Source organism: Vibrio rubrogenes (assembly GCF_059641415.1).
The window spans coordinates 96,757-117,825 of sequence record NZ_JCARSY010000005.1 but is presented as its reverse complement, the minus strand read 5'-3'; the positions used below and the strand labels follow the sequence as shown (position 1 = coordinate 117,825).

Sequence of the window (21,069 nt, the reverse complement as noted above, 5' to 3'; positions counted from 1 at the left end):
CATTTTTACTTTTTTCTGGCCCATACATGAATATAACGGCCCAGAGATAAATAGGGCTCTTGCCGACATAATTGCCTTTCAAGCGCCAGTACATCTTCTTCACTGTATTCCCCCATATTCTGGCGATTACCAATGTAATCACTGAATGAACGAATACCGCTTTTACCCTCAATACTGAATCCACAAGCTTCTATCCATTGATAGACCGCCTCTGGATTCAGGCCTTTTTGCGGCTGCAACTTAAATCGTTTGCGATATGGCATACCATCCAACACATGGGGAATATTTCCGCATATGACATTTTTCAGCACCAATCCGTGATGATTGTAAAACATGATAGACGCAACGCCACCGCTCCGGACCTGAGCCAGTAATTTTTCCAGCGCATCCTTCGGGTCAGCCAACCACTCCATCACGGCATGAAACATCAATAAGTCAACCGGATCGGCGATATATTGTTGCATATCCTGCACTGCCGCATGGACAAAGCGATACTGCGCAAGCAGACCATTTTTTTCAATATCGGTCTGCGCCAACTGCAACATTTCAGAAGAAAGATCACATAACGTCACCTGATGTCCCTGCATCGCGAGCCGTTGCGATAGCTGTGCCAACCCGCCACCGGCATCCAGCACCGAAAGTGGGAACTGTTCCGGAGAAAATGATGTTAAAATAGTTTGAATATCTTCCCACACAATGATCTGACGGATCATACCTTTGTCAGAGCCATATATATTTTTTGCAAATTTGTGGGCAATATCGTCGAAATTGCGATCTTCAGTCACAGTAGCTTGAGTTATGATAACGAATCGTGCTGCTATTCTGTCATAGGAATGGCAGGAATAAAGAGGATTATTCGTTTTTAATCTCAATTGCTGTTTTTTCGGACTATTTCTTATATGTTTGAGCTTAAAAAAATCATATCTGCATTAATGATGCCCCTTCCCGCCCTGCTCATCATCGGTTTTATCGGCTTGATGATGATTATGTTTTCAACCAAAAGGAAAACCGGTTGCCTGATTGTTCTGTTCTCTTACACATTGCTGTTTCTGGCATCATTTCAACCTGTTTCTGATCGCCTTCTCGCACCACTGGAACGCAAGTATTCGGCCTTTTTACCCGTTGAAGGTAGCATCGACTACATCATGGTTCTCGGCAGTGGTCATGTCGTCGATGATCAGCTCCCACCGACATCTCAGCTTAGTCGCTCAGCACTGATGCGACTCACAGAAGGTATCCGGATTATGCGGATGTACCCGGGGGCTCGCCTGATTCTTTCCGGATATGCCGGCGGTACCCTATTCAGTCATGCCCGAATGTTGGCAAGAGTTGCCTTATCACTCGGTGTGGCAAAATCAGATATCGTGCTACTGGAAAGTGCGAAAGATACTTGGGAAGAAGCCCAGTTAGCCGCAAGTTTTGTCGGACCGAGAAAATTAGTACTCGTCACATCTGCCAGTCATATGGATCGCGCATTGCATGAATTTCAATCTGCCGGACTCAATCCAATCCCGGCACCGACCAACTACCTGTCTTATAAAAATATAGCGCAACCGTGGATAAAATATGCCCCTAAAGCGATTTATCTTGAGCAGACGGAGAAATATTGGCATGAAACATTGGGAAAATTTTGGCACTATTTGAAAAACTGGGTCGCCAATCAGGAAGCGACCGTCTCTGAACCGGTGAAACAAGAGCTGTAATATGATGCTATCTCCCTATGTTAGTCCGATTCAGGCTCGGAACAAACAGCCGAGTTCCTCATTTTGATTGCTATTACGGAACCGGCAGTCTAGAATTCGCGGTTAAAGCATATTCTATACCAGACAAAAACCGCTAAATTTAGCGGTTTTTGTCCTTATTGCCGGATAACCTCGCAATGTAATTTCAGTACGGGTTATCCGATTATATCAGTAGATAAAATCTTCATAACTCAACTTTCAATTGTAATTTGCTCCGGATTGCTGGATCTTCAGCATAAGCGACAGGACAATACCTATGGCTACGATAAAAGACGTTGCCCGCTTGGCGGGAGTTTCAACAACAACTGTTTCACATGTAATTAATAAAACTCGATTTGTGGCAGAAACGACTCAGGAAAAAGTCATGGAAGCCGTGAAGACACTGAACTATGCACCAAGTGCCGTAGCCCGGAGTCTGAAATGCAACTCAACGCGTACAATCGGGATGTTAGTGACGCAGTCTACCAACCCCTTTTTCTCTGAAGTGATTGACGGTGTTGAAAGCTATTGTTACCGACAAGGCTACACGCTCATCTTGTGTAATACCGGTGGTTTATATGAAAAACAACGTGACTATATCCGGATGCTGGCTGAGAAACGGGTCGATGGGATGTTAGTCATGTGCTCCGATCTGACCGCCGAACTTTTAGAAATGCTGGAAGCGTATAATGATATTCCCAAAGTCATTATGGACTGGGGCCCAGAAAGCTCTCAAGCTGACAAAATTATCGATAATTCAGAAGAAGGCGGCTATCTTGCAACTAAATATCTGCTTGATAAAGGTCACCGCAAGATCGCTTGTTTGAGTGGACAGTTGTCAAAAGCAGCTTGTCTGGAGCGGATTCAGGGCTTCCGCAGAGCGATGGCTGAAGTGGGTTTGACGCCCAATGAAGACTGGATTCTGGAAGGCAACTTTGAGTGTGATACTGCGGTTTTGGCGGCTGATAAAATTATTGCGATGGATGAACAACCCACTGCGGTTTTTTGCTTCAATGACACGATGGCTTTGGGACTGATGAGCCGTTTACAACAAAGAGGCATCAAGGTTCCTGAAGATATCTCGGTAATCGGTTACGACAATATTGAGATCTCTGAATATTTTTCTCCGCCACTGACAACCATTCACCAACCGAAACGTCGGGTCGGAAAAAATGCTTTTGAAATCTTATTGGAACGGATCAAAAGTAAAGAACATGAGCGCCGTACGTTTGAAATGCATCCTGAAATTGTGGAACGCAATACCGTTAAAGATTTAAACAAAAATTAACACCTGATTGACATTTTGTTGGAGGGAGGTCATTCCTCCAACCACTTTCTTTCTATTGATAACCTTTATTAATTGGACTAGAATCACACATTGTGGAGTGATTATTAGGATAGTTACTTCATAATTCCGTACTGGAAAAGTGTCACGCACAGGGCAAACCATCTGAAAAGATGGGACGCAAAGCCTCCGGCCTAAACCATGAAGATGATAGGTAGCGGGGTTACCGATGGCAAAAATGCATTTCATGTTCGTCAATCATTTGACGTTTTGTTAACATACTTCCTGCATTCTTTTGCTAAATTCTCGGACCTGACTTTGGTGGCGTATTCATTTAAAAATACACCGAGACGTAAAGCATGGATAAACCAATTCTTAGAGATTCAATGCGGCTTTTTGAACAACTGGGCCGTGTCAAATCACGCTCAATGTTCGGCGGGTTTGGTATTTTCGTAAACGACATAATGTTTGCACTTGTCGTTCAAGACAAACTACATATACGAGCAGACAGTCACTCACTGGAAACGTTTAAAGCAAAAGGTTTTGAACCTTATGTGTATACAAAGCGCGGTTTTCCTGTTGTGACTAAGTATTTTGCACTTCCCGCTGACTATTGGGATGATGTCAATACGATTCTTAATATCGCCAAACAAGCCTATTTGAATGCAAAAGATGAAAAAACGACTCATGTAGAGACAAAACCGCAACGATTGAAAGATCTACCGAATCTTCGCCTGGCAACCGAACGGATGCTACGCAAAGCAGGTATTCATTCCGTTGAAGAACTTCATCAGAGAGGTTCTCTCAGTGCATATAAAGCGATTTTGAACTCTCATCCTTCTACACAACCACCGCTAGAGCTCTTATGGGCATTAGAAGGTGCGATTGAAGGAAAGCACTGGTCAGTGATTTCTCAGGCAAGACGCGATGAGCTGGCTCGGCAAATTTAATTTGTTGAACAAGCTTCCCCCTATCGTATACATGCCCCAAAGTATACACTCCCATTTGGTCATTGAGCCTGAACAACAAAGCACCGTTAACGGTGCTTTGTTGTTTTTTATCATTTGTTGTTTCTCAAGAGAATGAGATTCAATGCATACGTTTAGTAGCCCATCAACGCGGCTTCATACATCCGAACATACTGCTGAGCAGAATCTTCCCAACGGAAATCTTGCTGCATCGCACGCAACTGTATATTTAGCTTTTTCTCTGGATGCTGTAAGTAGAACAGTAATGCACGTTGCATACAGATGAGTAATGCTTCCGGAGTCGGTTCCATAAAACTGAACCCCGTCGCTTTATCCGGGAAATGGTCATAGTCAAAAACCGTGTCTTTCAGGCCGCCTACCTCTCGAACGATCGGTAACGTGCCATAAGCCATGCTATAGATCTGATTTAATCCACACGCTTCAAACTCAGATGGCATCAGAAAGAAATCCGCAGCAGCTTCAACCAAATGAGCAAAACGGTTACTGTAAGCATCAACAAACGCAAATTTCTGTGATGACGTCGCAGAGATCTGGTGTAGACGATTCGCAATCTCCGGCTCCCCAGTCCCGACAATCACCAGTTGTACGTCATTGCGCAGAAACTGTTCCAGAATCGGTAGTAGATAGTGGAACCCTTTTTGATAGGTCAAACGACAGACCATCCCAAACACGGGGACATCCCGGATTGGCAATAACAACTCTTCCTGTAGCTGACGTTTGCAGGTTGCTTTCCCTTCTTTTAACGAATCAGGCTCGTTGGTGTAATTGCGTGGAATATAACTGTCAATGCGCGGATTCCACTCCGAATAGTCACAGCCATTAATAATACCGAACAGATCTCTTTCACGGCGGACAAAATCATCGACTAATCCGTGAGCACCAAGTGGTGTCAATAACTCCGCAGCATAGTGAGGACTAACGGCATTGATCTTATCTGCATACGCAATGCCGACTCTGAGCATACTCACATAACCGTGACCATACTGTAGGGATGTCATACCGCTTAAATGCAATTCAGGGATAATCTCTAATTCATCATAAGAAAATACCCCCTTAAACAGGGCATTATGGATCGTCAATATGCTCTTCATCCGCTGAAAATAGGGATCGTTGGCATAACGTGTTTTTAATAGAAAAGGGACAAATCCGGTATGCCAGTCATTGGTATGAATGATATCGGGCTGAATCCCCAATTTGGGCAAAACATCCAGTGCCGCGGCAGAAAAGAATCCAAAGCGTTCCCCATTATCGGCATAGGCCCGATTATGTTCAGAATACAGCTCTGGCCGATCAAAATATTTATCACAGTCAATCAAGTAAATTTCAACACCGTCCCGGTCAAACTTACGAACTTGATACGCTGTATGGGGCCAATGAGACAGTTCAGTCTCCAAAATCACAGCTGTGTCAGCTTTATCCGGCACGAGACGATAACCCGGCAACACAATTCTTACACGATGCCCCATGCCACTCAAAACCGTCGGAAGCGCTTTTGCAACGTCAGCCAAGCCACCACTTTTTACAATCCCTTCAACTTCTGAAACGGTAAACCATACATCGATTTGTTCCATGTTAGAATCCAACTTTCATTCCTTTTGCAATCACGACAATTCCCCCTTCAGAGACATAGAACCGTTTCCTATCCAATTCTAAGTCTTCACCAATCACGGTGCCGGGTGCAATTTCAACATGCTTATCAATAATAGTCCGCTTTATCGTACAACCGGCACCAATCTTTCCATCACCTAAAATAACAGATTCACTGATATGAGAACCAGCAGCAATATTACTCCGATAACCAAGAATTGATTTAAAAATTGTCGCCCCTTGAATATAACTACCGCCCGACACCAGACTATCCGTAATCTTGACGCGGCGATCATCGGCATCCACAAACGTTGCCGGAGGTAATGGTGGATAATAGGTATGCAGTGGCCAACTTCGATTGTACAGTGAAAACAAGGGATCATTATTCAGCAAATCCATGTTGGCGGCCCAATAAGAATCGATAGTTCCGACATCTCGCCAATAGGTGGCTTTTCTTTCACCTTTGATTTTATTGGTCGAAAAGTCGTAAACGTAAACATGCCCTTCAGGAAAAAGTTTCGGAATAATATCTTTCCCAAAGTCATGACTGGAATGCTCGTTGACTGCATCTTTTTTCAATTCATCACAAAGAACGTCCGCATCAAAAATATAGTTTCCCATCGAAATTAACGCCCACTCCGGTTCTCCGGGAATTGGCTTAGGCTTGTCCGGTTTTTCTTCAAAGCCGATCATCTTTCCATTACTGTCCACTTCAATCACACCAAACTGAGATGCTTCCTTGATTGGCATTCGTAATGCAGAGACGGTCAGATGGGCTTCTGTTTGTTTATGAAAATCCAGCATCTGACGAACATCCATTTTATAGATATGATCAGAGCCGAAGATACAAACATAATCAGGTGAGGCAAGTTCAATGAAACGAACATTTTGATAAATGGCATCAGCGGTTCCTTCATACCAACGTTTTCCATCTCTCATCTGAGCAGGGATAACATCAATGAATCGATCCGTAATACCAGACACATTCCAACCTTTTTTCAGGTGGACATAGAGTGATTGAGACTTAAATTGGGTCAATACGTAAATACGCATTAAATCCGCATTGACAAAGTTGTTCAGAGCAAAATCAATCAACCGATAGCTTCCTCCAAACGGAACTGCGGGTTTACTTCTGCCTTCAGTTAAAGGTCTCAGCCGAGATCCTTCACCACCAGCTAAGATCATACTCAATACACCAGCCATGATTGAAACTCCATATTACCTTTTATAATCTGCTGCGACCTAGTGCCATAGGCCGATACTTACTTTTTTATGTCACAAAAAATTAATGCAACGCGTTGTTTATAACTTATCGGGATTATCACAGAATACAAAATTCAAACACCAAACTAGTGAAGCACCTATCGGTTAGCGTCTCGAACTCCCAATCTAGTTCACAGAAAGCAAAAAAAGTAAGAATATTATGAGCATCATGCTACAGCGCAGACCAAGGGATTATATGAAATCATCACCAAGCCTCCCTACCGATCTCGATACTGCCGGAACATCCCAAATAATATAACAATACAAATAAATGAGTGATGATATAAAAAAGGCAGCGATTTGCTGCCTTAGTTCATTATGATTTTACTTTTTTCTCTTATCTGTGACTTCCCACTGACCATCGACATACAGAACGGTCCAGCCGGTGGGTTTACCGTCAATTTCCGTACGCACATAATGCTCTTTCGATTTACGGCTAAACCGAATGACTGCAGGGACACCATCGGGGTCATGGCTTGGCGCTGAAGCAAGATATTTAAACTTATCAGGAATTCGCTCTTCAAAACGCGCAAATTCTTCAACTAACGGTGCCCGGGTTTCTCTCGATTTCGGGAAGTTACTGGCGGCCATAAACAGTCCGGATGCACCATCACGCAAGACAAAATAAGCATCCGATTTTTCACATGGTAACTCAGGGAAATGCACCGGTTCTTCCTTCGGTGGAGCTATCTCACCATTTTTCAGAATTTTCCGGGTATTTTTACATGACTCATTGGTGCATCCCATGTATTTGCCGAAACGACCGTTTTTCAGCACCATATCTGCGCCACATTTGTCACATTCAACAACGGGCCCGTCGTATCCTTTAACCTTAAATTCACCATGCTCAACAATATAACCGTCACAATTCGGATTGTTACCACAGACATGTAATTTCCGCTTATCATCAATCAGATAAGCATCCATTGCTGTTTCACAAATAGGACAACGCTTCTTTGCCCGCAGGGCAGCAGTCTCAACATCCTCTTCAAGGACATTAATGATCCCATCCTCATCACCCAGATTAATCGTCGTCTTACAACGCTCTTTCGGTGGTAAAGCATATCCAGAGCATCCGAGGAACACACCTGTAGAGGCCGTGCGAATACCCATCGGCCGAGAGCATGTCGGGCACTCGATATCCGTCAGAACAATATGATTCGGTTTCATACCGCCTTCTTCTTCCTGCTTCTCGGCTTGTTCCAGAGAAACAGAAAAATCGCTGAAGAAGTTATCAAGGACACCTTTCCATTTCACCTGCCCTTCAGCAATCTGGTCCAGCTTCTCTTCCATTCGGGCAGTGAAATCATAGTTCATCAGATCATTGAAACTATCATCTAAACGATCCGTGACAATCTCACCCATTTTTTCAGCGTAGAAACGTCGTTGTTCAATTTTTGCATAGCCGCGATCTTGGATAGTGGAGATAATCGACGCATAAGTCGATGGACGACCGATCCCTCGTTTCTCAAGCTCTTTCACCAGTGCGGCTTCGGTATATCTTGCCGGTGGCTTGGTAAAGTGTTGCTTCGGATCCAATGCATCTAAAGAGAGCTTTTCACCGATTTGCACACCCGGCAGAATTTGATCTTCATTCTTACCCAGAGGTCTCTGAACACGAGTCCAACCATCAAACTTCAGAATACGCCCTTTGGCTTTTAGGGTATATTCGGCAGCTTTTACACTAACCGTGGTTGAATCATAGCGAACAGGCGTCATCTGACAAGAAACAAACTGATTCCAGATTAATGTGTATAGTTTATGGGCATCTGCATCCATCCCTTCCAGCGCATCAGCCAAAACGTTGACATCCGAAGGACGAATTGCTTCATGGGCCTCTTGTGCCCCCGCTTTACTGCCATACACATTGGGACTGTCGGGTAAATATGCTTTCCCGAAATTGGTTTGCACATAATCTCGCACAGCATCGACCGCTTCGGTACTCAAATTGGTCGAATCAGTCCGCATATAAGTGATATAACCCGCTTCATACAAACGTTGCGCGAGCATCATGGTTTTCTTCACACCATATCCCAAGCGCGTACTTGCGGCTTGTTGCAGTGTCGAGGTAATAAATGGCGCAGAAGGCTTGCTCGATGTAGGACGATCTTCCCGCTTACATACTTCATATTGTGCCGATTCAAGCACGCTGACCGCAGCTTTCGCATCCTGCTCATTCAGTGGCTTAAATGCCACACCATCTTTTTGCGCGACCAACAGCCGTAGAGCTTTCCCATCCGGTGTTTGGGTATCGGCATGAATATCCCAGAACTCTTCCGGCACGAATGCTTTAATTTCTCGCTCTTTTTCAACCAGTAGCTTGACCGCAACGGACTGAACCCGGCCAGCGGACAGACCGCGAGCAACTTTCTTCCATAACAGCGGAGAAACCATGAACCCCACAACACGATCCATAAAACGACGTGCTTGCTGAGCATTCACGCCATCCATATTCAGCTCTCCGGGCTCATGGAAAGCCTGTTGGATTGCATTTTTGGTGATTTCATTAAAGACAACTCGCTTGTAGCGGTCCTCTTCACCACCGATAATCTCGCGCAGATGCCATGCGATCGCTTCCCCCTCTCGGTCCAAATCCGTTGCGAGGTAAACGCAGTCAGCATCTTTTGCTAACTTCTGAAGTTCAGAAACGACTTTTTCCTTGCCCGGAAGCACCTGATAATTCGCTTCCCAACCATGGTAAGGATCAACCCCCATTTTTTTAATCAGTGCATTGCGTTCTTTCTCTTTTTTTAAACGTTCTTTTTCTTCTGCACTTAAATGTTTCGTTGAAACAGGCGTTGATTTTTTGGTTGAACTTGCTTGACCAGAGGTAGGAAGATCTCGGACATGACCGACACTAGACTTCACAATATAGTCTCGGCCAAGATATTTATTAATCGTTTTAGCTTTGGCAGGAGACTCCACTATAACCAGTGATTTACCCATAATTGACTCAAATGTCCTTAATACAAATGCGAACTTGGCCGCAATTACACTTAAAATTAGACTTCTTTTTACTATCGAGCGAGATAACCAGAAGATCAACCTGTTTTTGCAAATTGATACTTAATTGCTCGACAATTGTCCGAATCGAATTTTAGCTTAGTCTAAAACCCAGATACACTCAGGTCATCTTACTCAGGATACCGTCTTGCATTATGATGGTACACATTCTCAAGCGGCTACCTCAAACTGCCTGCGTATACTAAATGGACTCTCGGCATCTCTCGAAAAAAATCCACTGTTCTATGGGATAAGTCACAGAATAAACCATGATGACCACAATAATTCTGGCTTCTGAACGAGCATTTTCTCACAAAAACTGCATATCAGAGCCATTTCGGTATAAAATGAGCCGACTTGGATGAAAGGAGGACGAATGAACGATAAAAAAAACATTTCCGCTTCAGATCTGCTGATGATTGCCAATCAATTGATTCAGGAACACGAACATTATATTGAAGGAATGCGCGCAGAATCCGTTGAAGAAAAAGATGGTGTCCTAGTATTTAAAGGCAATTATTTTTTCGATGAACAAGGCTTGCCAACTGCAAAAACAACTGCCGTATTTAATATGTTCAAATATTTGGCTCATCAACTGTCTAAAGAATTTACGCTTCAAGATGAAACCAGCGAAACACGATAGAAGCTTGAATATCGTCAATTTATGCCGCTTACATCAAGTAAGCGGCTCTTGCGGATACACCTGACATCGCTGCTGGTTTTGTCATCATGGACGACTTAAACCTTGCAAACGCTCAAAATAATCAGGAAACGTCTTTGACGTACAACCCGGATCATTAATCGTCACCGGTGTCTCACTCAAAGCAACCAGTGAAAAACACATCGCCATACGATGGTCATCATAGGTATCAATTGCCGCATGTTGCAAAACCGCCGGTGGGGTAATAATGATATAATCTTCCCCTTCTTCAACCTGAGCGCCGACTTTGCGAAGTTCCGTTGCCATCGCAGTCAGACGATCGGTTTCTTTCACCCGCCAGTTATACACATTACGGATGGCAGTCGTTCCTTCGGCAAACAGTGCAGTGGTTGCGATCGTCATGGCTGCATCAGGAATATGATTGAAGTCCATATCGATAGCCTTCAACGTACCGCGATGAGCACAGATGTAGTCATCTCCCCACTCAATTTTAGCGCCCATTTTTTCTAGCGCATCCGCAAAATGAATATCACCCTGAATACTATTTTTTCCGATCCCTGTGACTTTCACCGCGCCACCTTGAATCGCAGCGGCGGCAAGAAAATAAGAGGCCGACGAGGCATCGCCTTCAACGAGGAAATCACCGGGCGACACATAAGATTGTCCACCCTGAATGATAAATTCCCGATAATCGTTATTGGTAACTGAGACACCGAACGTAGCCATCATGTGCAGCGTAATATCGATATACGGTTTCGAGACTAATTCGCCGACGATCTCAATGTGTGTTTCACGCTCAGCAAGCGGTGCTGACATCAGAAATGCCGTCAAAAACTGGCTGGAAATAGAGCCGTCAATGTGGACAGTTCCACCTTTTAAACCTGTGCCGCAAATCCGGAGGGGCGGAAAGTTCTCATTCTCCAGATACTGAATATCTGCACCGGCCTGACGCAACGCATCCACCAAATGGCCGATCGGCCGCTCTTTCATGCGTGGCTCACCCGTCAGCGTATAGGTTCCGGTTCCCAGACACAAAGCTGCAGCTAAAGGACGCATCGCTGTACCTGCATTACCGAGAAACAGTTCCAGAACATCACTTTCTGATTGGAAAGCATGTCCCAATCCATCCACTTCACAAACCGTTTTATCCTCGGAAAGACGATAGGATACACCCAGTGATTTCAATGCATTCAACATATGGCGAATATCATCACTATCGAGCAGATTCGTGAGACGTGTTGTTCCTTTGGCTAAGGCTGCTAAAAGTAACGCTCGGTTGGATACACTTTTTGAACCGGGTAAATTGACTTCACCCTGAATAGTTTTGATCGGTTGTAATGTAAGGCTTTCCATTTAAAGATTGTTTTCCTTGCACCACTCGAGTTCATTTTGATGAGCAGTGAAAATTTTTCGTACAGTGAGACTATCGAAATTCCTGAGTGAAAACTAGTATCAAAAACGTCAATTCGGCAGAAAAACCATCCCGTTAACATCTATCTTCTGAGATTAATAGACTTTATCGACACGAACGCCATCATTGAAGTAAAGAATACGAACCTGATCATCCCGGGTAAAAATCATGTTGGGATCAACCTCCTGAATCACGTCGATATACCGATCCCCTTCAACTTTGATCAATAACTCAACCGCCTTATCCTCTCTTTGATAAGGGCGAGTCGCATGATGTCGGGCAATCCCTCCGCCAGCAATCGAACCAACAATCGTCGCCAATGACTTACCGTGCCCACCGCCAAACTGGTGACCAATGATGCCGCCAGCCACGGCACCGATGAAAGTTTCCCAGCCATTTTCGCGCGCATGGACCACCTCTGTCTGAGAAAAATAACGGACCGATTCGATCTGCCCCAAAACCACCTGATTTACTGGACGCGCAACATTTCTTTCATAAGCAGCATTTGCAATCAGAGGAAAAACCAATAAGATCAGTATTAACAAGCGCATAAATAGATCTCCGATGAACTGAATTAATATGACAATCTATCTCCCAGAGCTGGCCATGGATGAATATTCATTCCCACCGCTCAATCAAGCACTGGACGAACCAAACGGGTTACTTGCCTTTGGTGGGGATCTCCATCCGAATCGGCTTCTTGCCGCATACCATTCTGGCATCTTTCCCTGGTATAGTCCCGGAGAACCGATTCTGTGGTGGAGTCCTTCACCAAGAGCGATTATCTCACCTAAGACATTTAAACCAGCCAAAAGTCTCCGTAAATTTCAGAGAAAAGCGAACTATGCCATCAGTATGAATCAATGTACTGATAGAATTATAGAATTATGTGCTAAAACCCGCTCCCCTTCAGAGACGTGGCTAACGCCTGAAATGAAATCGGCTTACCAACGTCTGTCTCGCTTAGGCTACTGTCACTCCATTGAGGTCTGGCAGGATGCAGAAATTATTGGTGGTTTATATGGGATTCAAGTCGGGCAGCTCTTTTGCGGTGAATCGATGTTCAGTTTAAAAACCAATGCATCTAAAATCGGGCTATGGGCCTTCTGTCAGCATTTTTCCCGGTATGGCGGGCAGCTTATCGATTGTCAGGTCATGAATCCTCATTTGGCATCTTTGGGCGCTGAAGAGCTTGAACGTGACCAATTTATAAAAACATTATCCAAACTTAAATATAAAGAGATAGATCCCAACTGTTATTCGACACAGTGGATATCATTGGACTTATCAGCAGACTAATCGAATTTTATGCAAAATATACGAATTGGATTAAGCCATAACCATCCATGCAGCTATTTACCGGATCGACAAGAGCGTGTCGCCATTGCCATGGATGGCGATCTACATACACCGGCACAATATGAAATGTTACTCGCCAACGGATTCAGAAGAAGTGGTGATACGATCTATAAACCTCATTGTGATAGCTGTCAGCTTTGTCAGGCGATTCGAGTGTCGATCACCGCATTTCACCTCAGCAGAAGTCAAAAACGCCTCTTAAATAAGTCGAATCAGTTTCGCTGGGAAGTCAAAGAAAGTCTCGATCCAGACTGGTACTCCCTATACAAACGCTACATCAATCAACGTCACCGCAATGGCACTATGTATCCTCCCAATCGGGGAGACTTTGCCCAGTTTTCTTCCTGTAGTTGGCTCAAAACCGTCTACCTGCACATTTATAAGTCAGAACGACTCGTTGCGATTGCCGTCACCGATCTCCTACCTCATAGTGCAAGTGCTTTCTATACGTTTTATGACCCTGATGAAAAGCTTTCACTGGGAACACTCGCTGTCCTATTGCAGGCTCAATATTGCCACCAACAACAAAAAGCTTGGCTATATCTGGGCTATCAGATCGATGAATGTCCGGCAATGAATTATAAAACACGCTTTCAACCGCATCAAAGGCTAGTAAATCAACGTTGGCAAGGGTAGAATACGCGCAACTTTACTATTTTCAGAGATGACGGCAAAATACATGCCGGATTTTTCGCCACATTTTGAAGAGGATTAAATGGCTAAAGAAGACGTAATTGAGATGCAAGGAACAGTCCTTGATACATTACCTAACACAATGTTCCGTGTTGAACTGGAAAACGGTCACGTCGTTACTGCACATATTTCAGGAAAAATGCGTAAGAATTACATTCGTATTCTTACCGGAGACAAAGTCACGGTTGAAATGACACCTTACGATTTATCTAAAGGCCGTATCGTCTTCCGCGCCCGTTAATCCCTCAAGTAGTCTGCCAAAGAAAACGGAGCAAAAATGCTCCGTTTTTTATGACTCCGATTCATCGATAATTAATGCACTGCGGCTTCTTTTGCCCCGATGTACTCGAACACAGGCTCATCATCTTTCAGAGAAACTTTCACTGTACCGCCATCCACTAAAGCACCGAACAGTAATTCGTTTGCCAGTGGTTTTTTCAGTTTTTCCTGAATAACTCGTGCCATCGGACGTGCACCCATCTCTTTATCGTAACCTTTCAGTGCCAGCCAGTCTCTTGCTTCTTCAGAAACCTCCAGCGACACCCCGCGAGCATCCAGTTGGGCTTGCAATTCAACCACGAACTTATCGACAACCTGATGAATGACACGCTCATCCAGCGCATTAAACCAGATAATATTATCTAAACGGTTTCTAAACTCTGGACTGAAGACCTTCTTAATCTCAGACATGGCATCATGGCTATGATCCTGCTGAATCAAACCAATCGATTTCTTCACGGTCTCAGCAACGCCAGCATTAGTCGTCATGACCATAATGACATTACGAAAGTCCGCTTTACGTCCGTTGTTATCCGTCAGGGTACCATTATCCATCACTTGCAATAACAGATTGAAGATATCCGGATGCGCTTTCTCAATCTCATCAAGCAATACCACTGCATGAGGATGTTTAATGACAGCGTCCGTCAATAATCCCCCTTGATCGTATCCGACATAACCCGGAGGAGCACCGATTAGGCGGCTGACGGAGTGGCGTTCACCATATTCAGACATATCAAACCGCAGTAGCTCAATTCCCATCAGCTTCGACAGCTGAATGGTCACTTCGGTTTTACCTACGCCTGTCGGGCCTGCGAACAGGAATGAGCCGACAGGTTTGTTTTCGGCACCTAACCCGGCTCGCGACAATTTGATCGCTTCGCTCAGTGCGTCAATTGCGGTATCCTGACCGAATACCAACATCTTCATTTTCTGATCGAGGCTTTGTAAAACATCCTTATCAGAAGAAGACAGTGATTTCTCCGGAATTCGGGCCATCTTCGCAACCATAGTTTCAATGTCCGAAACACCGACAGTTTTCTTCCGCCGGCTCGCCGGCATCAAACGTGCTCTTGCTCCAGCCTCATCAATCACATCAATCGCTTTATCAGGTAAGTGACGCTCATTGATATATTTCGCCGACAATTCGACCGCAGCCCGAAGCGCTTTATTGGTGTAGCGCACTTCATGGTGAGCTTCATATTTCGCTTTCAGTCCCATCAAAATCTTCGTGGTGTCATCCAAAGATGGCTCCGTAATATCAATTTTTTGGAAACGACGAGAAAGCGCGCGCTCTTTTTCAAAAATATTACTGTATTCCTGATAAGTGGTAGAGCCGATGCAGCGTAACTTACCGCTACTCAGAAGTGGCTTAATTAAATTCGCGGCGTCAACCTGTCCGCCCGACGCAGCACCGGCACCAATGATGGTATGAATCTCATCAATGAACAGAATCGCGTCTTTTTCTTTTTCCAGCTGTTTCAGGATATTTTTGAAGCGTTTTTCAAAATCACCGCGGTATTTTGTCCCTGCCAGCAGAGAACCGATATCCAATGAATAGATCACGCTATCTTTGATGATTTCCGGTACCTGCCCTTCGACAATTCGCCAGGCAAGTCCTTCAGCAATTGCAGTTTTACCGACGCCGGCTTCACCAACCAGTAACGGATTATTCTTACGGCGACGACATAGAACCTGTACGGTTCGTTCCAGTTCGTAGTCCCGGCCAATTAATGGGTCAATTTGACCATTTTTCGCTAACTGGTTCAGATTGCTCGCAAAATTTTCGAGCCGTTCTTCAGAAGGTGTATCCTCTGCACTGTCCGAGCCGAAAGAATCGGGGGCTGATTCATCACTGGATCCTGAAGTTTTGGTAATACCATGAGAAATGTAATTGACGATATCCAGACGGCTAATATCGTGTTTTTTCAACAGATAAGCTGCTTGAGATTCTTGTTCACTAAAAATTGCAACCAGAACATTCGCGCCAGTGACTTCATTTCGTCCGGAAGACTGAACGTGAAATACCGCGCGTTGCAATACCCGCTGAAAACTCAGTGTTGGCTGTGTTTCCCGCGTTTCGTCACTTTCCGGAATCAGGGGTGTTGTTTTGTCGATAAACACATCTAACTCTGAACGCAAAGCATCCAGATCCGCTCGACAAGCGATTAATGCTTCTTTCGCTGCTCCATTCTCTAACAATGCAAGCAACAGATGCTCGACAGTCATATACTCATGTCTTTTATCCCGGGCTCGGGCAAAAGCATTGTTCAAACTAGACTCTAGTTCTTTGTTAAGCATTGGGACCCCCTTAAGGAACAACCTTGTTGTTCGGCAAGTACTAAGCTCGCTCCATGATACAAAGCAATGGGTGTTCATGTTTCTTCGAATAGAGTGACACTTGCGTCACTTTCATCTCAGCAACCTCAGCAGTGTATGTTCCACAAATCGCCTTCCCTTCGTAATGCACCTTCAGCATGACTTGAGTCGCTTGATCGATATCCATCGCGAAAAAACGCTCCAGTATCTCAATCACGAAATCCATCGGTGTATAGTCGTCATTCATCAGAATCACGTTATACATAGATGGGGGCTTCACTGCTGTTTTTTCTTTCTCCAGTAATTCTGAGTCTGGAGCCACCCATTCAAAATTTTTACTCATAACGGTTGTGAATCAGAGAGTTTTCCATTTAGATTAATTATTTAGGCTTCTAGCAATAGAACTATGTTTGTTAGCCAACTGATATGAAGTTCCGAGCGCCGAAGCGAAAACATCTCATACTTAGAGACTAATGCACCAATTGTATCGCTGCAAATAAAAGATTGCTAATTCGAATCACGATATCGATGCTAACTACTTTTTCACGACAGATGTCTGTTTATTGTAGTTATAGAAATGTAAACAATAACGCAATTTGTTGCAAAGATGTCGATGTTTACACACTTTTTCTATTGACTGTCACCAATGATTGTTTAAATTGGTCAATTAGTGACTGGTTAATTTGGCAGCAGCGCTGAATTAAAGCTCACAGCAGTGAAAACAAAATTGTAAAAAACAGTAACGTTTTCTTGTCGACAACATCAGTAACAAAATGCATGAGGGATGTAAAGCATGGCTACCGGTAAAGTAAAATGGTTCAATAATGCCAAGGGATTTGGTTTTATCTGCTCTGAAGGAGGAGAAGGAGATATTTTTGCTCACTACTCTACGATCCAGATGGATGGTTATCGTACCTTAAAAGCAGGTCAACATGTGTCATATGAGATTGAACAGGGACCAAAAGGCTTCCACGCTAGCTCCGTTGTACCAATCGAGGCTCAACAAGCCAAATAGCATAGTAGTAATCATTGTCGCTGCCAAACATGTCTATACATGGTTGTAATAAACCCGCCTTTGGCGGGTTTCATTATTTACGCTTGTCGGTCGATTGCGTCCATTGACCGACAAGACAACCCGTTTAGTGGCCAATAATTGCGTTCAACGTTTGGCTCGGACGCATCACCTGCACAGCCTTGCTAAAATCAGGCAGGTAGTATCCGCCTAAATCTCCGGCAACACCCTGAACCTGATTTAACTCAGTAATAATTTTCTCTTCTTCAGCCGACAACTGTTGTGCAATAGGCGCAAATTCAGCGGCAAGATCAGCATCATCGGTCTGTGCAGCCAGTGCCTCAGCCCAATATTTCGCCAGATAATAGTGGCTGCCCCGGTTATCCAGTTCACCGACTTTACGTGAAGGTGACTTGTTTTCATCCAAGAATACGCCAGTTGCTTTATCCAACGCATCAGCAAGGATCTGAGCTTTCTTGTTGTTCATCGTCACGCTGAGATGCTCTAACGATGCCGCCAATGCCAAAAATTCGCCCAGCGAATCCCAACGTAAGTGATTCTCTTTTTGCACTTGCTGTACATGTTTCGGTGCTGAACCGCCGGCACCCGTTTCAAACAGGCCACCGCCATTCATCAGCGGAACGATAGACAGCATTTTTGCCGAAGTGCCCAATTCTAAAATCGGGAATAGATCCGTCAGATAATCACGCAGCACATTACCAGTCACAGAAATTGTATCCTGACCGTCTTTCATCCGAACAAGGGTGTATTGAGTCGCTTCTACTGGCGACATGATTTTAATATCAAGTCCAGAGGTATCATGTTCCGGTAAATATTGCTCAACTTTCTTAATCAACTCAGCGTCATGAGCACGCTCTGGATCCAACCAGAAAATTGCTGGTGTCTGGGATAAACGTGCACGAGTAACGGCCAGTTTGACCCAATCTTGGATCGGTGCATCTTTAGCCTGGCACATCCGGAAGATATCACCGGCTTCAACCGTTTGTTCCAACAATGTATGACCGGTACGGTCAACCACTCGGACAACACCGTCATCATCGATGACAAATGTCTTATCATGTGAACCGTATTCTTCCGCTTTCTGAGCCATCAGACCAACGTTTGGTACACTGCCCATCGTGGAAGGGTCAAACGCACCGTGTTCTTTACAGAAATCAATCACGGTCTGATAAACACCGGCATAACAACGATCCGGAATCACAGCTTTGGTATCTTTCTGCTGACCATCCGGTCCCCACATCTGTCCGGAAGCGCGAATCATCGCAGGCATCGACGCATCAACAATCACATCACTCGGCACATGCAAGTTGGTGATGCCCCGATCAGAATCAACCATCGCCAGTTCAGGGCGGCTCTGGTAAACAGCCTGAATACTGGCTTCAATTTCTGCTTTCTGCTCGGCCGGCAATGATTGAATTTTCGCGTAAACATCGCCAAAACCGTTGTTGACATCAACACCTAACTGCTCAAACAACTCACCATATTGAGCAAAAACGTCTTTATAGAAGACCTTGACCGCTTCTCCAAAAATCACCGGGTCAGAGACTTTCATCATGGTGGCTTTCATATGCAGAGAGAACAGAACATCTTGCGCTTTGGCAGCTTCGATTTCCTGCTCAAAAAATGCATTCAGGGCTTTTTTACTCATGATCGAGGTATCGATAATCTCTTTATCGAGCAGCGCAAATGGCTTTTTCAGTACCTTGGTCTGACCATCTTTGGCAACAAATTCAATGGAAACTTCGGTGTCCCCCTGAATCGTCACAGACTTTTCAGTACCAAAGAAATCCTGCGTTTCCATCGATGCAACATGTGATTTGGAATTGGCTGACCATGCACCCATTGAGTGTGGGTTCTTCTTCGCATAATTCTTCACAGACAAAGGGGCCCGACGATCAGAGTTACCTTCACGCAATACAGGATTCACCGCACTACCTTTGATCTTGTCGTATGTCGCTTTCACCGCAGCTTCTGCATCATTGCTTGGTTCTGCAGGATAATCCGGCAGGTTATACCCTTTTTCCTGTAATTCTTTGATAGCAGCTCTCAACTGAGGAATCGACGCTGAAATGTTGGGTAACTTGATAATGTTGGCTTCCGGCGTTTGAGCTAAATCACCCAGTTCACTTAAAGCATCGCCAATACGCTGTGCTTCAGTCAGGCATTCAGGAAAATTAGCGATAATACGCCCAGCCAGAGAAATATCCCGTGTTTCAACGTTAATCCCTGACGATGCGGTAAAAGATTTGATAATGGGCAATAAAGAATAAGTTGCAAGAGCGGGTGCTTCGTCCGTAATCGTATAAATAATAGTAGGTTTGTCTGTAGGCATGAACTTTCCCTATCTGTTCTTAACAACCCCATGTGATTGTGGCAGTTAGTTATGTGAATATCTGAGATGTCCTGAGTGATTGTTCAGGCCACTCTTAATGAATCACTCATGCCGTATCGAAAGCCCTTCGCAAATATCCGATACGGATTCGTGAGTGAATGATTGCCATACCCAAACGACTTCGGAGCATCGTGTGGTGTTTTTCTGTTCACTCTGTACGATTCGCTGAGCATTATCGTACCAAAAGCAATCCGGGTATATTACGGCCTATCGAATGACAGGCTGATTGAGTATAATTAAACGAAACTGAAGAAATAGTCTATCATCCACACTTCATTATCGTATCAGAGCGCGCAAATAATAGCTTAAACTCAACATTGTGAAAACTCAGAAATACAGTTCATTTACAAATTTGCAAGGAAGTTAACATGTCTTTCCCGTCACGCAATCCCTCCTCGTTGCGTCGCTCAACGAATCAGCGGTCAAAAAACGCAAAACTTTCTCAGCGTTTTCCACATCATTCCAAGCATTCAGGACAGAAAAAATCACGTCCCTTGTCTATGCCTGAAGAGAGAAAGATCATCTTGTTCAATAAACCCTATGATACGCTGAGCCAGTTTACAGACAGTGATGGTCGCCAAACACTGGCTGATTTTATTCCAATCAAGGATATCTATGCCGCAGGCCGATTGGATCGAGATAGTGAAGGTTTGATGGTGTTAACCAATGATGGTCAGTTGCAGGCTAAGCTGACACAACCGAAGTCCAAATCGCCCAAAACTTACTGGGTACAGGTTGAAGGAGCACCTGCAGAATCAGATCTTGAGCAACTCAGACATGGCGTAACACTCAAAGATGGCCCGACACTTCCTGCAATGGCCGAAATCATTCCTGAACCTCAGATATGGCCGCGCACACCACCGGTCCGCTTTCGTGCCGCCATTCCAACCACTTGGCTAGCGATCACAATCATTGAAGGACGCAACCGTCAGGTTCGACGAATGACTGCACATATCGGCTACCCGACACTGCGCCTGATTCGTTATTCAATCGGTGATATGACATTAGGATCGTTGCAACCCGGAGAATGGCAAGAAATCAGCGCTTTTTAAGGCGCTAATTTCGTTGATAACG

At 44.5% G+C, this 21,069-nt stretch carries 18 protein-coding genes and 1 riboswitch; of the genes, 9 read left to right on the top strand and 9 right to left on the bottom strand.

Translation table 11 applies throughout. The annotated features are described in order from the left end of the window. Positions 1 to 5 precede the first annotated feature (5 nt). On the bottom strand, positions 6 to 785 hold the full coding sequence (gene cmoM, locus AC55NX_RS05850) for a tRNA uridine 5-oxyacetic acid(34) methyltransferase CmoM (protein WP_496994891.1): 780 nt from the start codon (positions 783 to 785) through the stop codon (positions 6 to 8). Positions 786 to 872: 87 nt separating this feature from the next. Here cmoM and elyC point away from each other — a divergent pair, with 87 nt between their 5' ends. The 3 genes from elyC to AC55NX_RS05835 all read left to right on the top strand — a co-directional run bounded on the left by elyC (position 873) and on the right by AC55NX_RS05835 (position 3,956). Then, positions 873 to 1,703: an envelope biogenesis factor ElyC gene (elyC, locus tag AC55NX_RS05845; protein ID WP_496994890.1), complete on the top strand. Its 831-nt coding sequence runs from the start codon at positions 873 to 875 to the stop codon at positions 1,701 to 1,703. Between the two features lie 295 nt (positions 1,704 to 1,998). Then, the gene (gene purR / locus AC55NX_RS05840) at positions 1,999 to 3,009 is read left to right on the top strand and encodes an HTH-type transcriptional repressor PurR (RefSeq protein WP_496994889.1); all 1,011 of its coding nucleotides are present in this window, start codon (positions 1,999 to 2,001) and stop codon (positions 3,007 to 3,009) included. Positions 3,010 to 3,151: 142 nt separating this feature from the next. Beyond that, positions 3,152 to 3,237: riboswitch (cyclic di-GMP riboswitch) on the top strand. 128 nt (positions 3,238 to 3,365) lie between these two features. Continuing rightward, complete coding sequence (locus tag AC55NX_RS05835) at positions 3,366 to 3,956, top strand: TfoX/Sxy family DNA transformation protein (RefSeq protein ID WP_496994888.1); 591 nt, start codon at positions 3,366 to 3,368, stop codon at positions 3,954 to 3,956. A 152-nt stretch (positions 3,957 to 4,108) separates the two neighbouring features. Here the strand turns inward: AC55NX_RS05835 and glgA are convergent, their stop codons facing one another. From glgA to topA, 3 genes are all read right to left on the bottom strand, one after another. After that, a complete protein-coding gene (gene glgA / locus AC55NX_RS05830; protein ID WP_496994887.1) occupies positions 4,109 to 5,566 on the bottom strand; it encodes a glycogen synthase GlgA in 1,458 nt (485 codons plus the stop codon). 1 nt (position 5,567) lies between these two features. Then, complete coding sequence (glgC, locus tag AC55NX_RS05825) at positions 5,568 to 6,785, bottom strand: glucose-1-phosphate adenylyltransferase (protein ID WP_496994886.1); 1,218 nt, start codon at positions 6,783 to 6,785, stop codon at positions 5,568 to 5,570. 384 nt (positions 6,786 to 7,169) lie between these two features. Then, positions 7,170 to 9,791, bottom strand: coding sequence for a type I DNA topoisomerase (gene topA / locus AC55NX_RS05820; protein WP_496994885.1), 2,622 nt, complete (start codon positions 9,789 to 9,791; stop codon positions 7,170 to 7,172). 433 nt (positions 9,792 to 10,224) lie between these two features. On the opposite strand from topA, the gene AC55NX_RS05815 reads away from it, so the two are divergent. After that, positions 10,225 to 10,491, top strand: coding sequence for a YciN family protein (locus tag AC55NX_RS05815; protein ID WP_496994884.1), 267 nt, complete (start codon positions 10,225 to 10,227; stop codon positions 10,489 to 10,491). A gap of 84 nt (positions 10,492 to 10,575) precedes the next feature. Here AC55NX_RS05815 and aroA read toward each other — a convergent pair whose 3' ends face one another. Then, positions 10,576 to 11,862, bottom strand: coding sequence for a 3-phosphoshikimate 1-carboxyvinyltransferase (gene aroA / locus AC55NX_RS05810; protein ID WP_496994883.1), 1,287 nt, complete (start codon positions 11,860 to 11,862; stop codon positions 10,576 to 10,578). A gap of 153 nt (positions 11,863 to 12,015) precedes the next feature. After that, entirely contained in the window at positions 12,016 to 12,471 is a 456-nt protein-coding gene (locus tag AC55NX_RS05805; RefSeq protein WP_496994882.1) for an outer membrane lipoprotein, read from the bottom strand. Positions 12,472 to 12,499: 28 nt separating this feature from the next. Between AC55NX_RS05805 and aat the strand changes: the two genes are divergently transcribed. The 3 genes from aat to infA all read left to right on the top strand — a co-directional run bounded on the left by aat (position 12,500) and on the right by infA (position 14,213). Beyond that, positions 12,500 to 13,219, top strand: coding sequence for a leucyl/phenylalanyl-tRNA--protein transferase (gene aat / locus AC55NX_RS05800; RefSeq protein ID WP_496994881.1), 720 nt, complete (start codon positions 12,500 to 12,502; stop codon positions 13,217 to 13,219). A gap of 9 nt (positions 13,220 to 13,228) precedes the next feature. After that, positions 13,229 to 13,915 (top strand): arginyltransferase, encoded by a 687-nt coding sequence (locus AC55NX_RS05795; RefSeq protein WP_496994880.1) that lies wholly within the window; start codon positions 13,229 to 13,231, stop codon positions 13,913 to 13,915. A gap of 79 nt (positions 13,916 to 13,994) precedes the next feature. Further along, complete coding sequence (gene infA / locus AC55NX_RS05790) at positions 13,995 to 14,213, top strand: translation initiation factor IF-1 (RefSeq protein ID WP_001040192.1); 219 nt, start codon at positions 13,995 to 13,997, stop codon at positions 14,211 to 14,213. Positions 14,214 to 14,284: 71 nt separating this feature from the next. On the opposite strand, the gene clpA is transcribed toward infA, so the two are convergent. Both clpA and clpS read right to left on the bottom strand, forming a co-directional pair. Continuing rightward, a complete protein-coding gene (gene clpA / locus AC55NX_RS05785; protein WP_496994879.1) occupies positions 14,285 to 16,552 on the bottom strand; it encodes an ATP-dependent Clp protease ATP-binding subunit ClpA in 2,268 nt (755 codons plus the stop codon). A gap of 40 nt (positions 16,553 to 16,592) precedes the next feature. Next, positions 16,593 to 16,913: an ATP-dependent Clp protease adapter ClpS gene (gene clpS, locus AC55NX_RS05780; protein WP_059120978.1), complete on the bottom strand. Its 321-nt coding sequence runs from the start codon at positions 16,911 to 16,913 to the stop codon at positions 16,593 to 16,595. 450 nt (positions 16,914 to 17,363) lie between these two features. Here clpS and cspD point away from each other — a divergent pair, with 450 nt between their 5' ends. Next, positions 17,364 to 17,585 carry a cold shock domain-containing protein CspD gene (cspD, locus tag AC55NX_RS05775; protein ID WP_059120979.1) on the top strand — a complete coding sequence of 74 codons (222 nt, stop codon included), beginning with the start codon at positions 17,364 to 17,366 and terminating at the stop codon, positions 17,583 to 17,585. A gap of 124 nt (positions 17,586 to 17,709) precedes the next feature. Here cspD and AC55NX_RS05770 read toward each other — a convergent pair whose 3' ends face one another. Continuing rightward, a complete protein-coding gene (locus tag AC55NX_RS05770) occupies positions 17,710 to 19,935 on the bottom strand; it encodes an NADP-dependent isocitrate dehydrogenase (protein WP_496994878.1) in 2,226 nt (741 codons plus the stop codon). A gap of 428 nt (positions 19,936 to 20,363) precedes the next feature. Between AC55NX_RS05770 and AC55NX_RS05765 the strand changes: the two genes are divergently transcribed. After that, entirely contained in the window at positions 20,364 to 21,047 is a 684-nt protein-coding gene (locus AC55NX_RS05765) for a pseudouridine synthase (RefSeq protein ID WP_496994877.1), read from the top strand. The last annotated feature ends 22 nt before the right edge of the window (positions 21,048 to 21,069 follow it).

What these genes read in the sequence shown, in the direction of transcription:
- clpA (WP_496994879.1), bottom strand. Translation starts at nt 16,552, where the DNA reads ATGCTTAACAAAGAACTAGAGTCTAGTTTGAACAATGCTTTTGCCCGA.
- glgA (WP_496994887.1), bottom strand. Translation starts at nt 5,566, where the DNA reads ATGGAACAAATCGATGTATGGTTTACCGTTTCAGAAGTTGAAGGGATT.
- aat (WP_496994881.1), top strand. Translation starts at nt 12,500, where the DNA reads ATGACAATCTATCTCCCAGAGCTGGCCATGGATGAATATTCATTCCCA.
- topA (WP_496994885.1), bottom strand. Translation starts at nt 9,791, where the DNA reads ATGGGTAAATCACTGGTTATAGTGGAGTCTCCTGCCAAAGCTAAAACG.
- infA (WP_001040192.1), top strand. Translation starts at nt 13,995, where the DNA reads ATGGCTAAAGAAGACGTAATTGAGATGCAAGGAACAGTCCTTGATACA.
- clpS (WP_059120978.1), bottom strand. Translation starts at nt 16,913, where the DNA reads ATGAGTAAAAATTTTGAATGGGTGGCTCCAGACTCAGAATTACTGGAG.
- glgC (WP_496994886.1), bottom strand. Translation starts at nt 6,785, where the DNA reads ATGGCTGGTGTATTGAGTATGATCTTAGCTGGTGGTGAAGGATCTCGG.
- aroA (WP_496994883.1), bottom strand. Translation starts at nt 11,862, where the DNA reads ATGGAAAGCCTTACATTACAACCGATCAAAACTATTCAGGGTGAAGTC.
- AC55NX_RS05835 (WP_496994888.1), top strand. Translation starts at nt 3,366, where the DNA reads ATGGATAAACCAATTCTTAGAGATTCAATGCGGCTTTTTGAACAACTG.
- AC55NX_RS05765 (WP_496994877.1), top strand. Translation starts at nt 20,364, where the DNA reads ATGTCTTTCCCGTCACGCAATCCCTCCTCGTTGCGTCGCTCAACGAAT.
- AC55NX_RS05770 (WP_496994878.1), bottom strand. Translation starts at nt 19,935, where the DNA reads ATGCCTACAGACAAACCTACTATTATTTATACGATTACGGACGAAGCA.
- purR (WP_496994889.1), top strand. Translation starts at nt 1,999, where the DNA reads ATGGCTACGATAAAAGACGTTGCCCGCTTGGCGGGAGTTTCAACAACA.
- AC55NX_RS05815 (WP_496994884.1), top strand. Translation starts at nt 10,225, where the DNA reads ATGAACGATAAAAAAAACATTTCCGCTTCAGATCTGCTGATGATTGCC.
- cspD (WP_059120979.1), top strand. Translation starts at nt 17,364, where the DNA reads ATGGCTACCGGTAAAGTAAAATGGTTCAATAATGCCAAGGGATTTGGT.
- AC55NX_RS05795 (WP_496994880.1), top strand. Translation starts at nt 13,229, where the DNA reads ATGCAAAATATACGAATTGGATTAAGCCATAACCATCCATGCAGCTAT.
- AC55NX_RS05805 (WP_496994882.1), bottom strand. Translation starts at nt 12,471, where the DNA reads ATGCGCTTGTTAATACTGATCTTATTGGTTTTTCCTCTGATTGCAAAT.